Raw genomic sequence first — 14,674 nt, forward strand, 5'->3', positions numbered from 1 at the left:
CGTAGACGGCAAGGTTTACGCTCCCTCCCGACCGCGTGGATCAGGAGGGAGCAGGATGCGCATCGGGGAACTCGCCCGTGTCACCGGTGTCACGACCCGGGCGCTGCGCTACTACGAGGAACAGGGCCTGCTGCGACCCGACCGTTCCCTCAATGGCTACCGCAGTTACCCGGACAGCGCCGTACGCGTCGTCGAGAACATCCGGCTGTTCCTGGCCGCCGGGCTGACCACGGACGACCTGCGTCTCCTCGACGACTGCCTGCGTGACGAGCTGGTCGGGGACCATGCCTGCGCCGACCCGACTCCCAAGATCGACGTCTTCGAGCAGCGCCTCGCCCTTCTCCAGCAGCGCATCGATGGCCTCGTCGCCGTCCGCGAGCAGCTCCTCGACCGTCTGTCCGACATCCGCCCGGCGGCACCGAGGGACCCAAGTGATCCGGCCGCCAGGGCCGTTGAGTAGGGTCGGGCCGGACGGGCAGGTCCCCCGCGCGAAACAACTCCTTGCCCCATCCGCCTTGCGGCGATCACAATGCGCATGACAACAGTGCAGGCGGCCGGAAGTTTTCCGGCCGCCTCCGTCGCAAGAGGGGACCCCCCATGAGAAAACCTCTCGCAGCCGCGTTCTGCGCCCTGGCGATAGCCGGGGCCGGCGCGGCTCCCGCGACCGCTGCCGATGCCGCCCCCACGGGCGTCGGCAAGGCCGCGGACACGGGCGCGGTCACGTCCGCCGTCTCGGACGTGGTCACGTCCGCAGCGGAGACCGTGTCCGGGCTCACCAACCCCGCGCCCAAGGGCGTGAACTTCGCCGGCACGGTCGCGCTCAGCAACTGCTCCGGCTCCGTCGTCCGCATGCCGGACTCCGAGGCCGACGACCCGGCGCTGGTGATGACGAACGGACACTGCCTGGAGTCCGGCTTCCCCGGCCCCGGCGAGGTCCAGGTCGACAAGGCGTCCAGCCGCACCTTCAGCCTGCTCAACGCCTCCGGCTCGCGCGTGGCGACCCTGCGCGCCGCCAAGCTCGCGTACGCCACGATGACCGACACGGACGTCGCGTTCTACCAACTCACCACCAGCTACGGGCAGATCAAGAGCTCGTACGGCATCAGCCCGCTGACGCTGAACGACACCCACCCGGTCGCCGGCACCGCCATCAGCATCCCCTCCGGCTATTGGAAGCGGATCTACAGCTGCGACATCGACGGGTTCGCGCACACCCTGAAGGAAGGCGACTGGACCTGGAAGGACTCGGTCCGTTACACCTCCGCCTGCAACACCATCGGCGGCACGTCCGGCTCGCCCGTCGTCGACCAGGCCACCGGCAAGGTCGTCGCCATCAACAACACCGGCAACGAGGACGGCGAGCGCTGCACGGTGAACAACCCCTGTGAGGTCGACAAGAGCGGCAACGTGACCGTCCGCAAGGGCATCAACTACGCCCAGCAGACCTACCAGATCCCGTCCTGCTTCGGCATCGACAACAAGCTCGACCTGAGCGCGAGCGGCTGCACCCTGCCCAAGCCGTAAGGCCGGGGCAGGTCCCGTCGGGTCGGGCGGTCACGCGGGAGTCCTGCGGACCGCCCGGCCCGCCAGGGCGTCCGTGCGACGCCCGTCCTCGATCACGAACCGCCCGCCGACCAGCACGTACGGGATGCCCGTCGGCAGCACGCGCGGCTCGGCGAAGCTCGACCCCGCCGCGACCGTCGCCGGGTCGAAGAGGACCAGGTCGGCGACGTACCCCTCGCGCACCAGACCCCGGTCCGGCAGCCGCAGCCGGGCCGCCGGGCGTGAGGTGAGGTGCGCGACGCACTCCTCCAGCGACAGCACTCCCAACTCCCGCACGTAATGGCCGAGGTAGTGCGGGAACGTGCCGTACGCGCGCGGGTGCGGCTTGGCGCCCTGGAGGATGCCGTCCGAGCCGCCGGTGTGCACGCGGTGGCGCATGATCGCCCGGACGTTCTCCTCGTGGCCGACGTGCTGGAGGATCGTCGGCGCCAGCCGGTCGGCCAGCAGCAGCCCGCGCGCGGTCACCCAGGGGGCCTCGCCCCGCACGTCCGCCGACTCCTGGACCGTACGGCCGACGTAATCGGCCAGGGCCGGGTCGCCCACGCCGGAGATCTCGATCGTGTCCCACTCGATGGGCACGCCGTGGCAGCCGTCCGAGCCGGTGACCTCCAGATCGTGGCGGATCCGCTCGGCCGTCTCCTCGTCCGCCAGCCGCTCGACGACCCGCTCGGGGCCGCCCTCGCTCGCCCAGCTCGGCAGCATGGCCGCCAGCGTCGTACAGCCCGGGGTGTAGGGGTAGGTGTCGAGGCTGATGTCCGCCCCGTCCGCCAGCGTCTCGTCCAGCAGGGCCAGCAGCTCGGGCGCCCGGCCCTTGTTCACGCCGAAGTTCATCGTGGCGTGGGCGAGATGCAGGGAGCAGCCCGCCTCCCGGGTCAGCGCGACCATCTCCTCGTACGCCTCCAGGGCGCCCGCGCCGTAGGAGCGGTGGTGCGGGCAGTAGTAGCCGCCGTACGCCGCCACCACCCGGCACAGCTCGGTCAGTTCGGCGTCCTTCGCGTACATGCCGGGCGTGTACGTCAGCCCCGACGACATGCCGACGGCGCCCTGTTCCATGCCCTCGGCGACCAGCTGCCGCATCCGGTCCAGCTCCCGCGGGGTCGCCTCCCGGTCCTCCCAGCCGACGGCGAGCGCGCGGACCGTGCCCTGGGGGATGAGATAGGCCGCGTTCACGGCGATCCCGCGGTCCAGGCGGTCGAGGTACTCGCCCACCGTCCGCCAGTCGAAGTCGATGTCGTCGCCGGAGCCGTTCCACCCGGCGATCGCCCGGCGCACCTCGCCGAGCGTGCGGTCGTCGACCGGCGCGTACGACAGCCCGTCCTGGCCGATGACCTCCAGCGTGACGCCCTGCGCGGCCTTGGCGCTGTGGTCGGGGTCGCGCAGCAGGGCCAGGTCGCTGTGGGCGTGCATGTCGACGAAGCCGGGCGACAGCACGAGGCCCTCGGCGTCCAGCTCCCGGCGTGCCTTCGGCCGCTGGCAGCCGGCCGCCGCGGCCTCCTTGACGATGGACACGATCCGGCCGCCGTCGACCACGACATCGGCCCGGTAGGAGTCCGCGCCGGAGCCGTCGACGACGTCCGCGTCCCGGATGACCAGCTCTTCCATCGCTTCCCGCCTCCTAGAAGAACGTACGGACGTAGTCGACGACCGTGCCGTCCGCCTCGGCGACCGGGATCAGCGGCCACTTGTCGAACGACGTGCACGGATGGGACAGCCCCAGACCGACCCAGTCGCCCACCTCCAGATCCGCCTCCGGCGTGGTGCTCAGCCAGGCGTGCTGGTCGGACAGGGCCGTCACCGACACGCCGGTCGCCGGGCGCTCGGCGCCGTCCCGGCGGATCACCTGGGCGAAGGGCAGGTCGAGGTCGTAGGCTGCGTCCCGCTTGCCCGCGTTGACGAAGGCCTGCTCGGTGGTGGGCCGCGACACCACCTGCGTCCACAGCCGGAACGCCGGCTCCAGGGCGCCCTCCTCGGGCACCCGGTTGAACGGGGTCAGCTTGCGGTAGTGGCCGTCGTCGTGCGAGACGTAGGCGCCCGAGCGCAGCAACTTCAGGACGGGCCGGGAGAGTTCGGGGATCTCCGAGAAGACGTCGGCGACCGCGTCGAACCAGGCGCTGCCGCCCGCGCTGACGACGATCTCGTCCACACCGGAGAACCGTCCGGCCTTGTCGAAGTCGGCGGCCAGCGCGACCAGCCGCCGCAGCCAGGCGGTCACCCGCTCCGTGTCGGCCTTCGGCACCTCGCCCTCGTAGCCCGCGACGCCGACGAGCCGCAGGGTCCGCGTGCCCGCCACCGCGTCCGCGACCGCCGCGCACTCCGCCTCCGTACGCACACCGGTACGGGCGCCCTCCCCGGCGGCGAGTTCGACGACGACGTCCAGCGGGCGCCGGGCCTCGCCCAGCGCGGCGTCCATCAGGTCCACCCCGCGCACCGAGTCGACGTAACAGACGAACCGGAACTCCGGATCGGCGTCGAGCTCGGCGGAGACCCAGCGCAGGGCCGCCGCGTCGACCAGCTCGTTCGCCAGGAACACGCGCCGGGTCCCGAACGCGCGCGCCACCCGCACCTGATGCGGCACCGCCAGCGTGATGCCCCACGCCCCGTGCTCGATCTGCCGTTGGAACAGCTGCGGCGCCATGGAGGTCTTGCCGTGCGGAGCGAAGGCCAGGCCGTGCCGGTCCGCGTAGGTCTCCATGAGTCTCAGGTTGTGCTCCAGGCGCTCGGCGGACAGCGCGAGCACGGGCGTGGCGAAACCGCCGGTGAACAGGTTCCGGCGCTGGGCGGCCAGCTCGCCCACGGTCAGGCCGTCGGCGTCCGGCGGGAGGCCCTTGAAGCGGTGGTCGACGCGCTCGGAGGCGAGCCGGGCGAGGGACTCGGCGGCGGTATCGGCTGTCATGGAGCCTCCCTGATCAGGGGTGTTGCACTGCATGCAACACTCATTGCGTATATCGCTCAACGCTGTCTAACATCTCGGCCACCCGGGGTCAACGAAAGCGGCCGCACCCGCCGCCCCCGCCGAGCAACCAGGAGCTACGAGCATCGTGACCCCCACCGGACCCTGCAACGCCCCCGACGTCGTGGACGTCGTCGCGCTCGGCGAGTCCATGGTCACGTTCCTGCCGTCCCGGCCGGGACGGCTCGCCGACGTCCCCTCCTTCGACCGGGGCATCGGCGGCGCCGAGTCCAACACGGCGTGCGTGCTGGCCGCCGCCGGGCACTCCGTGCGGTGGGTCAGCCGGGTGGGGGACGACCCGTTCGGCGACCACCTGGTCGAGGCCGTCGGCGGGTACGGGGTGGACGTGGCACACGTCCGGCGCGACCCCGCCCGCCCCACCGGCATCTACTTCCGCACCGCCGGGGACCGGGCCACCGACGCGCACGAGGTGGCGTACTACCGGGCCGGATCGGCGGCCTCGGCCATGTCGTCCGACAACGTGGACCTGGACGCGGTCCGCGCCGGCCGCGTGCTGCACCTGTCCGGGATCACGGCCGCGCTGTCCGGGACCTGCCTGGACCTGATGCGCGAGCTGACCGCGCGCCGGCCCGGTCGCCCCCTGGTCTCCTTCGACGTCAACCACCGGCCCGGCCTGTGGCGCGACACGGACGCCCCCGAGGTGCTGCGGGACCTCGCGCGCGGCGCGGACCTGGTGTTCGTCGGGCAGGACGAGGCCTGGGGGCTGCGCGGCGCCGAGGCCGTCCGCGCCGCCCTCCCCGAACCGGAGGTGCTGGTCGTGAAGCAGGGCGCCGCGGGAGCCACCGTCTTCGACCGGCGGGACGTCACCTTCGTGCCCGCCCCGCGGGTCGACGTGGTCGCCGCCGTCGGCGCCGGGGACGCCTTCGCCGCCGGGTTCCTCTCCGCCACCCTGCGCGGACTGCCCGTCCGGGACCGGCTGCGGCACGGGCACCTGATGGCCGCCGCCGCGCTCACCGCCCCCGGCGACCTCGCCGCGCCGCCCGCCCGGGAGCACGCCGACCGCCTCGCCGCCCTGGACGACGCCGCATGGGGGAGACTGCGACTCGGCCCCGGCTGGACCGATGACACACAGCGGGCCCCCGAGGAGGTACGTACGCCATGAGCCAGACCGTCGACCGCGCGCTCAGCATCCTGCCGCTGCTCGCCGAGGGCCCCGCCGACCTGGGGCAGGTCGCCGACCGCCTCGGCGTGCACAAGTCCACGGCCCTGCGCCTGCTGCGCACCCTCCACGAGCACGGCCTCGTCTACCGCCAGTCCGACCAGCGCTACCGCCTCGGCGCCCGCCTCTTCGCGCTCGCCCAGGAAGCGATGGAGAACCTCGACGTCCGCGAGATCGCCCATCCCCACCTGGTCCGCCTCAACGAGAGCTGCGGACACACCGTGCACCTCGCCGTGTACGAGGAGAACGAGGTCCTCTACATCGACAAGGTCGAGAGCCGCTACCCGGTGCGGATGTACTCGCGCATCGGCAAGCCCGTCGCCATCACCGTCGCCGCGGTCGCGAAGCTGCTGCTGGCCGACCTGCCCGAGCACGAGCGGCGGGCGGTGGCGGAGAAGCTCGACTACCCCGCGTACACGGCCCGTTCGACCCCCAACGCCACCGCGTTCCTGCGCGAGCTGGAGAAGGTGCGCGAACAGGGCTGGGCCACCGACCTCGGCGGCCACGAGGAGTCCATCAACTGCGTCGCGGCGCCCATCCGCGGCGCCGACGGCCGGGTCGTCGCCGCGATGTCGGTCTCCGCGCCGAATGTCGTCGTCACCGCCGACGAACTCCTCACCCTCCTGCCGCTGGTGCGCCGTACGGCGGACGCCATCAGCGGCGAATACTCCGGCAGAACACCAGTGAAGGGCACCACATGACGGACAAGACCGCGCTCACCCCCCGGACCCACACCACCCCGCCGGCGAAGTTCTCGCACGGTGTGAAGAAGGGCAACATCCTCCAGGTCGCCGGACAGGTCGGCTTCCTGCCCGCGGAGGAGGGCAAGCCGCCCACGCCCGCCGGGCCGACCCTGCGCGAGCAGACCCTCCAGACCCTGGCCAACGTCAAGTCCGTCCTCGAAGAGGGCGGCGCCGGCTGGGACGACGCGATGATGATCCGCGTCTACCTCACCGACGTGGCCCACTTCGCCGAGTTCAACGAGATCTACAACGCGTACTTCGAGGAGCAGGGCCTCACGCAGCCGCCCGCCGCGCGCACGACGGTCTACGTCGGCCTGCCCGCGGGTCTCCTCGTCGAGATCGACGCGCTGGCCGTCCTGGGCTGACCCACCCCCCACTCCCGCACGTCCGTGAGGCGCGGCGCCCCCGATGCGCCGCGTCGCGCTTCCCCCTACCCAGAAGCTGAATGCATTTACGTAGAGGACCCCCAAATGTCCCATCCGCTCGCCGCGTCCGCCCCCGCCGAGACCCCACCCCACACCGGAGGCCTGCTCCTCCTGGTCGACGGTACGGCCGGACTCCTGCTCACCGCCGCGCTCGGCATCGGGCTGCTGCTGTTCCTCATCATCAGAATGAGACTCCAGCCGTTCGTCGCCCTGCTCGCGGTCTCCATAGCCGTCGGCCTCGCGGCCGGGCTGTCGGTCACCGAACTCTTCGGCACCGTCCAGAAGTCGGACGCCGTCTCCACCATCGAGTCCGGCATGGGCGGCATCCTCGGCCATGTCGCCATCATCATCGGCCTGGGCACCATGCTCGGCGCGATCCTCGAAGTCAGCGGTGGCGCCGAGGTGCTGGCCGGTCGCCTCCTCGGCATGTTCGGCGAGAAGCGCGCCCCGCTCGCCATGGGCCTCACCGGCCTGATCTTCGGCATCCCCGTCTTCTTCGACGTCGGCATCTTCGTCCTGGCGCCCATCGTGTACGCCGCCGCCAAGCGCTCGGGCAAGTCGATCCTGCTCTACTGCCTGCCCCTGCTCGCGGGCCTCTCCGTCACCCACGCCTTCCTGCCCCCGCACCCGGGCCCGGTCGCCGCGGCCGGTCTCCTGCACGTCGACCTCGGCTGGGTCATCCTCATGGGCGTCGTCTGCGGTCTGCCGGCCGTCGTGGCCGCATGGGCGTACTCCGCGTGGATCGGCCGCCGCATCTTCGTCGCCGTGCCGCAGGACATGGTCGAGGCCGCCGAGGAGGCCAAGCAGGCCGTCGTCGACGAGCAGCGGGCGGCCGGCACGGAGCCGCGCGAGCAGCCCGTCTCCCTCGGCACGGTCCTCGGCATCATCGGCACCCCGCTCGTCCTCATCCTGGCCGCGACGTTCTCCTCGATCGCCCTGGACCCCTCCACCCTCCGCTCGGTGATCGAGTTCTTCGGCAACCCGTTCGTGGCGCTCACCCTCGCCCTGTTCCTCGCGTACTACCTGCTCGGCATCCGGCGCGGCTGGTCCCGCAAGTCCCTGGAGACGGTGTCGACCGCGTCCCTGAAGCCGGTCGGCAACATCCTGCTCGTGGTCGGCGCGGGCGGCATCTTCGGCGCCGTCCTCAAGGCCAGCGGCGTCGCCCAGGCCCTGTCGGACACGTTCAACGACGTGGGCCTGCCAGTGCTCGTCCTGTCGTACCTGATCTCCGTGGTGCTGCGCGTCGCCCAGGGCTCGGCGACGGTGGCGATCGTGACGACGGCGGGCATCGTGGCGCCCCTGCTGTCTGAGGGGAACCACTCCCAGGCCTTCGTCGCCCTGGTCATCATGGCGATCTCGGCCGGCTCCATCTTCGCCTCGCACGTCAACGACGGCGGCTTCTGGATGGTCGCCAAGTACTTCGGCATCAGCGAACGGGACACGCTCAAGTCGTGGACCGTGCTGGAGAGTGTGCTGTCGGTGGTCGGGTTCGTGGTGGCCGCGGTGTTGAGCATCTTCGTGTAACGATGCGGGGGCCGACTGTGTGCGGCACAGGTTCGTCGACCATACTGCTCCGCTGTGGAGCAGCGCATAGGTTCGAGCAGCCAGCCCCTTAAGGCAGAGCCCGTGAAGGGCGCCGGATTCGACCCGGCCTTCATCCCCGGGCTCACGTCACCCGCGTCCGGAAGGACGGAGGACGACGGGCCGGAGAAGGATCCGGAGGCCGCCGAGGCCGAGGAAGCCGAGGAGGCCGCCCCCGAGCAGGAGGAGACGGCTCAGACGTCCCCCTCCGAGCCGGAGGAGGCCGATGCCGACGGCCCCGTCTTCGAGGCCTCCGACCGCCGCGCGAGAATAGTCGCCGACCACAGAGGCGTACGCCTGTCCCTGGACGACCAGGAATGCGAGTTCCGCTGGGACGAGATCGGAGCGGTCGAGACGGAGACCGCCCGCTTCGGCAAGCGCTACACCGTCACGGTCCACACCCCTGACCGGCGCTGGTACCCGATCGAGATCGAGGCGCCGGCCAGGAGCCGTTTCACGGAGTGGGACGAGCAGTTGGACGCGGTACTGGACGCCTACTTCGACGAAGACGCCGAGTAACCGGCCGGGCGGCTACCGGCAGTACTGGGTCTCCTTCCCGATGGCCCGGTACATGCAGTCGGCGTTCTCCAGGAGTTGCAACACCGCGTCCCGGTTACGGGAGGTCTCCCGCTCGATCACCTCGTCGGGCGGGTAGAACCCGCCACCGCCGGACCTCGGATACATCTCGAACGTGTACCCGAAGATCTTGTGGGCGCCCCAGAGGTAGTCGTCGATCGAGCCGTCCGTGATGTACAGGTCGCTGGACTGCTCCGCCGTGTAGCCGTTGCTGGCGGCCATCTTCTGCCCGACCGCCTTGAACGCCGCGTGGTCGTCCGCGGTCATGCCGGTCGTCGTGTCGGAGTACGTGTAGCCGAACGGCCACAGCACCAGTTCGCTGTACGTGTGGAAGTCGATGCCGGCCTTGATCTGCTGCACCCCGCCGACGACCCGGCTGCGCACGAAGTCGGCGACGACCTTCACCTCGGGTGCCGACTCCGCCGCCCGGCCCCGGTAGGTGTCGGAGGACGGTGAGCCCGAGGAGCCGCCGCAGCAGCCCCAGCGGTAGTTCCAGTTGCGGTTGAGGTCGGTGCCGACGTACGAACTGCCGCTGTTGGGCTGGCGGTTCTTGCGCCACGAGCGGTACGACCCGGTGGCGATGTCGTACTCGCCGCCGTCCGGGTTGATGTCCGGGACGATCCAGATCTCACGGTTGTTCACCAGGCTGGTGACGCGCGAGTCCGAGCCGTAGTCGGAGGTCAGCTCGCGCAGCAGGTAGAGCGCCATCTCGACGGTGAGGTGCTCGCGGGCGTGCTGGTGGTGCGTGAACAGCACCTCCGGCTCGGACTCGTCGCTGCCGACGTTGTCGCTGATCTTGACGGCGACGATGTCCCGGCCCTGGTACGACTTGCCGATCACGCGCCGGCTCGCGATGGACGGGTTGGCCGCGACGATCGAGTTGATCTCGCTCGTCATCTCCGCGTAGTTGTGGTAGCGCGAGTCGGCGGACGGGAAGTCGAAGACCCGGACGTCGTCCTCGCCGGCGGACCGGTCGGGGACCGCGCCGAGCGGGGTGACCTCGTAGCCCAGCGCGCGCAGCTTCTTGATCTGGTCCGCGCGTCCGGAGACGACGACACCGTGGTCGTGGGCCTCGTCCACGGTCACTCCGGTGCGCTGGAGTGCCGTGCGGTCCTCGGCCGTCGCGTGCAGGTGGATCTCGTACTGCCGGACGTCGTCGGCGGAGGGGGCCTCCTTGCGGACGCTGTCGGCGGTGGCGTCCGAGGTCGTCGCGGACAAGGGTGCCGCGAGGGCGAGTGCGAGAAGGGCGGCGAGGGCGGCGGTGCGTCTGCCGGTGCCGGCACCGGAGCCTCGTATGCGAAGTCGCATGAAATCTCCTTGTGGGAGGTGGGGTTGTTCCGTGCGACGTACGTGGTGCGGGTGGCGCACATCGTTCTGCCAATGGCATGAGCAGGTCAAGACGGAAAGCGGTCGCGCATAGTACGCGGGCGGCGCGGCGGTCGAGCTGTCCTGGTCGAAGTACACCCACGGGTGTGACCCGAGCGTGCATATATGTACGCAACGGGGGAGAGTGAGGACCCGCGCTAGGGCCTGTCGGCCCTCGGACCACACCCCCAGAGGACTGGCTGATCATGGGCGGATCAGCGCCACGACGGGACCACCAACTGCCGGTCGAGACGACCAGCTTCGTCGACCGGCGTGGCGAACTGACCCAGGGCCGCGAGCTGCTGGCCCGCGCACGGCTGGTGACGCTGACCGGGCCGGGCGGCGTCGGCAAGACCCGGCTCGCCGCGCGCATCGCGGCCCGGGTGCAGCGGGCCTTCCCGGACGGCGTGCGCTTCGTGCACCTCTCCGGGCTGCACGACCCGGCGCTCGTGCCGCTCGCCGCCGCCGACGCGCTGGGGCTGCACGACCACTCCGCCCAGCCCCCGCTGGACGCCCTCGTCGAGCAGGTCCGGGACCGGCGGTTGCTGCTCGTCGTCGACAACTGCGAGCATCTGGCGGGCGCGTGTGCGCAGCTCGCCGCCGCCCTGCTGCACGGCACCGAGGGCGTCCGCGTCCTCGCCACCAGCCGGCACCGGCTCGGCCTCACCGAGGAGCACCTGCTGGAGGTGCGGCCCCTGCCGGTGCCCGACCCGGACGGCGACCTCTCCGCCGCCGAGGGCTACCCGGCCCTCACCCTCTTCGCCGACCGGGCCGCCGCGGTCGTCCCCGGCTTCCGCCTCACCCCGGACAACCGCGCCTCCGTGGCCCGCCTGTGCCACCGCCTCGACGGCCTCCCCCTCGCCATCGAACTCGCCGCCGTCCGGATGCGCGTCCTCGACGTCGACCAGCTCCTGGACCGCCTCGACGACCGCTACCGCTTCCTCACCACCGGCAGCCCCGCCGCCCTGCCCCGCCACCAGACCCTGCGCGCGGCGGTCGCCTGGAGCCACGACCTGTGCACCGGCCCCGAGCAACTCGTGTGGGCCCGGCTGTCGGTCCTGGCGGGCGGCTTCGACCTGGCGACGGCGGAGGCGGTGTGCGCGGACGACACGGCGGAGCCCGACGCCGGGCGGGGAACGGGCCCGGCACCGGCGGAGGCGCTCCTGTCGGGCGGGGCGTTCGCGGGTGGTGTCCAGGGCGGGGCACGTCTCGATGTGTCGTCGGGCGGCGCCCGGTTCACGGACGGCTCCGGTGAACGGGCCCTGCCCCTCCCGGTGTTCGCGGGGACGGCGACGCTGCCCACGCTCCACGGCGACCCGGGGAACGTGGTGCCGCCCATGCCGGCTCCGGCAGGCGGGCCCGTGCCGTTGCCCGTGATGCGCCCCGAGCCCTTGATCGTCCCGAGCCCCGGCACCGGCCCGGGCGGCGGTCCGATGCGGCCCCCGTCCTTGTCCGACCCCGGCACTGGTCCGGGCGGCGGCCCGATGCGGCCCCCGTCCTTGTCCGACCCCGGCACTGGTCCGGGCGGTGGCCCGATGCGGTCTTCGTCCGGGCCCGACCCTGGGACCGGCCCGGGCGGCGGCCAGATGCGGCCCCCGTCCGTGTCCAACTCCGGCGGCCCGGGCGGCCTGACGCGGCCCCCCTCCGTGCCCGAACCCGGGGCCATGACCTCGTTCCCGCCCTTGCCCCCGTCCGTGCAGGGCCCGGGAGATATGCCGCTATCCCGGCTCGGCGGCCTGACGTGGCCCGTGTCCGTGCCCCATCCCGGGGCCACGGCCTCGTTTCCGCCCCTGCCCTACTCCGGCAGTCCGATGCTGCCCCCGCCCCTGCCCGACCCGGCAGGCCCCGCCGCATCCCCGCCGGCCGCGGACGCGGCCGGTACCTGGCTTGCCCGGCCCGGCCAGGGCCTCCGTGCCGACGACGTGCTCGACGCCGTCGCCGGGCTCGTCGACAAGTCCGTGCTGTGCCGGGAGCCGGGGCCCGGCGGGGTGCGGTACCGGATGCTCGACACGCTGCGGCAGTACGGGCTGGAGCAGTTGCGGCGGACCGCCGGGGAGGAGGGCGCCGCCCGGCGGCGGCAGCGGGACCGGATGCTGCGGTGGGTCGAGGAGTGCGAGCGCGGCTGGTTCGGGCCCGGGCAGCCGGAGACCGTCGCCCGGCTGCGCGCCGACCGGGACAACCTGCGCGCCGCCCTCGACTTCAGCCTCTCCACCCCGGGCGAGGCCCGCGCAGGGCTGCGGCTCGCCGGCACCCTCTGGTTCTACTGGCACGCCTGCGGCGCCCCGCGCGAGGGCCTGTACTGGCTCGACCGGGCCCTGGCCGCCAACCCCGAGCCGACCCCGGAACGGGCCCGCGGCCTCTGGGTCGCCGGGCTGCTCGCCGCCGCCACCCAGGACTTCCCCCGCGGCCGCCGCCACGCCGAGGACGCCCTCGCCCTAGCCCGGGTCCTGGGCGACGGCGCCGAGGCCGCCCACGCCGAGTACGTCATCGGCGTCCTGAGGCTGTTCGGCGACGACCTGCCCGGCGCGCTGCGGCACTTCGAGACCACCGTCGCCCGCGGCCCTGTGCCCGGCCAGCACCTCAGCGTCGTAGGCCTCGACCAGGTCGAACTCGCCTGCGTGCTGAGCTTCCTGGGCGAGGCCGACCGGGCCGTCGAGGTGTGCGAGCGGGCCCTCGGGCTGTGCGAGCGGCACGGCGAGCAGTGGGTACGGTCGTACGTGCTGCGGATACTCGCCCTCGCGCACAGCGTGCGCCGCGACTGGGCCCGGGCCGAGCGGCACGCCCGCGAGGCCCTGCGCCTGAAGCTCGCCGTCCACGACGTCATCGGCATCGCCCTCACCCTCGACCTGCTCGCGTCGATCGCCACCGAACGCGGCGCCCACCGGCACGCGGCCGTGCTGCTCGGCGGCGCCGACCGGGTCTGGGCGGACATCGACGCCGCCCGCTGGGGCGCGCGCACCCTCAACGCCGCACGCCGGGACAGCGAGGAGCGGGCCTGCCGGGCCCTGGGACGGGAGGCGTTCGAACGGGCCCACCGGCGCGGCGCCGGACTCGGCCTCGCCGAACTCGTCGGCCAGGCGCTCCAGGAGCCGGTCCACCCGCACCCCCGCGAGTCCGGGGCCCCGCACGACGACACCCCGGTCCGTCTCACCCGCCGCGAGACCGAGGTCGCCCGCCTCGTCGCCGAAGGGCTCGCCAACCAGCAGATCGCCGACCGTCTGGTGATCGCCCGCCGCACCGCCGAAGGCCATGTGGAACGCATCCTCAGCAAGCTCGGCTTCAGCAACCGCAGCCAGATCGCCGCCTGGGTGACCGCCCAGCGCCGACCCGCCCGTACCGCGACCCCCGAGGGAAACCCATGACCACCCGACAGCCCCCCACACCCGCCGCGTTCGACCACCGCATGGCCGTCTTCGGCACCGACGACGACTTCGTGGCCGCCGCCCTGCCCTTCCTCGGCGAAGGCCTCGCCGCGCCAGGGGAACCACCCCCCGTGGCCATCGCCGACCCCCGCAACCTGGACCTCCTGCGGGACGCCCTCGGCGGGGACGCCAAGGACGTCACCTGCATCCCGCACACCGACTGGTACACCGGATCGGCCGCCAACGCCGTCGCCCAGGCCGCCTCCTACCTGACGGCCCACGCCGGTCCCGGGGGCAGGATCCACCTCCTCATGGAGCCCGTCTGGAGCGGCCGGGCCGGCCGCTCGGCCCGCGAGACCACCGAGTGGATCCGCTACGAGGCCCTCGCCAACCTCCTCTTCGCGCCCATGGCCACCACCGCCCTGTGCGCGTACGACACCCGCACCGCCGGCCCCGCCGTCGTCGCGGCGGCCCGCCGCGCCCACCCCGCCACGGAGGTGTACGAGGAACCGGTGCGACTCGCGGCCGAACTCGACGCCGTGCCGCTGCCGCTGCCCCCGGCGGACGCGCAGCCGCTCGCGGAGCCGCACGCCGCGGCCGTGCAGGCCTGGGCGCAGGCACGGGGGCTGCCCGCCGCCGACGCCGAGCTGTTCGCCGCGGCCGTCGCGGAGACCGCGGCGGCCCTGGCGCCCCTCGACGGCACGGCCTGGCTGTGGGGCGAGGCACCCGCCTGCGTGTGCGAACTGCGGTCGTCCCGCCCCGTCGGCGACCCGCTCGCCGGCTTCGTCCCGCCGCCGCCCACCGGCCCGGAACCCGGCCCTGGCCTGTGGTACGCGCGGCAGGTCTGCGCGTACGTCGACATCCGTGACGACGCCCAGGGAGCCACCGTCCGCCTCCAGTACGCGTAACCCGCCCACCTGCGCAAGCAG

Annotated in this window: 12 protein-coding genes and 1 pseudogene; 10 read left to right on the forward strand and 3 right to left on the reverse strand. The window is 72.8% G+C overall.

Translation table 11 applies throughout. The features are described 5' to 3' along the window. Positions 1-55: 55 nt before the first annotated feature. Both ACZ3I3_RS11860 and ACZ3I3_RS11865 read left to right on the forward strand, forming a co-directional pair. Positions 56-460 carry a MerR family transcriptional regulator gene (locus ACZ3I3_RS11860; protein ID WP_467364335.1) on the forward strand — a complete coding sequence of 135 codons (405 nt, stop codon included), beginning with the start codon at positions 56-58 and terminating at the stop codon, positions 458-460. A gap of 137 nt (positions 461-597) precedes the next feature. Next, a complete protein-coding gene (locus ACZ3I3_RS11865) occupies positions 598-1,524 on the forward strand; it encodes a S1 family peptidase (RefSeq protein ID WP_467364336.1) in 927 nt (308 codons plus the stop codon). Positions 1,525-1,554: 30 nt separating this feature from the next. Here the strand turns inward: ACZ3I3_RS11865 and ACZ3I3_RS11870 are convergent, their stop codons facing one another. Then, positions 1,555-3,165, reverse strand: a complete 1,611-nt coding sequence (locus tag ACZ3I3_RS11870) for an N-acyl-D-amino-acid deacylase family protein (protein ID WP_467364337.1) — start codon at positions 3,163-3,165, stop codon at positions 1,555-1,557. A 13-nt stretch (positions 3,166-3,178) separates the two neighbouring features. Continuing rightward, positions 3,179-4,456 carry an amino acid deaminase gene (locus ACZ3I3_RS11875; protein ID WP_467364338.1) on the reverse strand — a complete coding sequence of 426 codons (1,278 nt, stop codon included), beginning with the start codon at positions 4,454-4,456 and terminating at the stop codon, positions 3,179-3,181. Between the two features lie 145 nt (positions 4,457-4,601). Here ACZ3I3_RS11875 and ACZ3I3_RS11880 point away from each other — a divergent pair, with 145 nt between their 5' ends. The 5 genes from ACZ3I3_RS11880 to ACZ3I3_RS11900 all read left to right on the forward strand — a co-directional run bounded on the left by ACZ3I3_RS11880 (position 4,602) and on the right by ACZ3I3_RS11900 (position 8,961). Continuing rightward, positions 4,602-5,636, forward strand: coding sequence for a sugar kinase (locus tag ACZ3I3_RS11880; RefSeq protein WP_467364339.1), 1,035 nt, complete (start codon positions 4,602-4,604; stop codon positions 5,634-5,636). Further along, complete coding sequence (locus tag ACZ3I3_RS11885) at positions 5,633-6,394, forward strand: IclR family transcriptional regulator (protein ID WP_436727914.1); 762 nt, start codon at positions 5,633-5,635, stop codon at positions 6,392-6,394. Before ACZ3I3_RS11880 ends, ACZ3I3_RS11885 begins: the two co-directional genes overlap by 4 nt. After that, positions 6,391-6,801, forward strand: a complete 411-nt coding sequence (locus tag ACZ3I3_RS11890) for a RidA family protein (protein WP_467364340.1) — start codon at positions 6,391-6,393, stop codon at positions 6,799-6,801. Before ACZ3I3_RS11885 ends, ACZ3I3_RS11890 begins: the two co-directional genes overlap by 4 nt. Before the next feature lie 105 nt (positions 6,802-6,906). Beyond that, on the forward strand, positions 6,907-8,385 hold the full coding sequence (locus tag ACZ3I3_RS11895) for a GntP family permease (RefSeq protein WP_467364341.1): 1,479 nt from the start codon (positions 6,907-6,909) through the stop codon (positions 8,383-8,385). Positions 8,386-8,487: 102 nt separating this feature from the next. Next, the gene (locus ACZ3I3_RS11900; protein WP_467364342.1) at positions 8,488-8,961 is read left to right on the forward strand and encodes a hypothetical protein; all 474 of its coding nucleotides are present in this window, start codon (positions 8,488-8,490) and stop codon (positions 8,959-8,961) included. Positions 8,962-8,973: 12 nt separating this feature from the next. Here ACZ3I3_RS11900 and ACZ3I3_RS11905 read toward each other — a convergent pair whose 3' ends face one another. Further along, positions 8,974-10,326, reverse strand: coding sequence for a M14 family metallopeptidase (locus tag ACZ3I3_RS11905; RefSeq protein ID WP_467364343.1), 1,353 nt, complete (start codon positions 10,324-10,326; stop codon positions 8,974-8,976). 263 nt (positions 10,327-10,589) lie between these two features. On the opposite strand from ACZ3I3_RS11905, the pseudogene ACZ3I3_RS11910 reads away from it, so the two are divergent. The 3 genes and pseudogenes from ACZ3I3_RS11910 to ACZ3I3_RS11920 all read left to right on the forward strand — a co-directional run. Continuing rightward, a pseudogene (locus ACZ3I3_RS11910) lies at positions 10,590-11,501 on the forward strand (ATP-binding protein); the annotation flags it as partial. A gap of 972 nt (positions 11,502-12,473) precedes the next feature. Further along, the gene (locus ACZ3I3_RS11915; protein WP_467364547.1) at positions 12,474-13,745 is read left to right on the forward strand and encodes a LuxR C-terminal-related transcriptional regulator; all 1,272 of its coding nucleotides are present in this window, start codon (positions 12,474-12,476) and stop codon (positions 13,743-13,745) included. Continuing rightward, on the forward strand, positions 13,742-14,653 hold the full coding sequence (locus ACZ3I3_RS11920; RefSeq protein ID WP_467364344.1) for an anti-sigma factor RsbA family regulatory protein: 912 nt from the start codon (positions 13,742-13,744) through the stop codon (positions 14,651-14,653). The genes ACZ3I3_RS11915 and ACZ3I3_RS11920 overlap by 4 nt, the downstream gene beginning before the upstream one ends. Positions 14,654-14,674: the final 21 nt, after the last annotated feature.

This window comes from Streptomyces sp. NPDC016851 (assembly GCF_055562795.1).

What these genes read in the sequence shown, in the direction of transcription:
- ACZ3I3_RS11875 (WP_467364338.1), bottom strand. Translation starts at nt 4,456, where the DNA reads ATGACAGCCGATACCGCCGCCGAGTCCCTCGCCCGGCTCGCCTCCGAG.
- ACZ3I3_RS11895 (WP_467364341.1), top strand. Translation starts at nt 6,907, where the DNA reads ATGTCCCATCCGCTCGCCGCGTCCGCCCCCGCCGAGACCCCACCCCAC.
- ACZ3I3_RS11890 (WP_467364340.1), top strand. Translation starts at nt 6,391, where the DNA reads ATGACGGACAAGACCGCGCTCACCCCCCGGACCCACACCACCCCGCCG.
- ACZ3I3_RS11920 (WP_467364344.1), top strand. Translation starts at nt 13,742, where the DNA reads ATGACCACCCGACAGCCCCCCACACCCGCCGCGTTCGACCACCGCATG.
- ACZ3I3_RS11915 (WP_467364547.1), top strand. Translation starts at nt 12,474, where the DNA reads ATGCTGCGGTGGGTCGAGGAGTGCGAGCGCGGCTGGTTCGGGCCCGGG.
- ACZ3I3_RS11905 (WP_467364343.1), bottom strand. Translation starts at nt 10,326, where the DNA reads ATGCGACTTCGCATACGAGGCTCCGGTGCCGGCACCGGCAGACGCACC.
- ACZ3I3_RS11865 (WP_467364336.1), top strand. Translation starts at nt 598, where the DNA reads ATGAGAAAACCTCTCGCAGCCGCGTTCTGCGCCCTGGCGATAGCCGGG.
- ACZ3I3_RS11870 (WP_467364337.1), bottom strand. Translation starts at nt 3,165, where the DNA reads ATGGAAGAGCTGGTCATCCGGGACGCGGACGTCGTCGACGGCTCCGGC.
- ACZ3I3_RS11860 (WP_467364335.1), top strand. Translation starts at nt 56, where the DNA reads ATGCGCATCGGGGAACTCGCCCGTGTCACCGGTGTCACGACCCGGGCG.
- ACZ3I3_RS11885 (WP_436727914.1), top strand. Translation starts at nt 5,633, where the DNA reads ATGAGCCAGACCGTCGACCGCGCGCTCAGCATCCTGCCGCTGCTCGCC.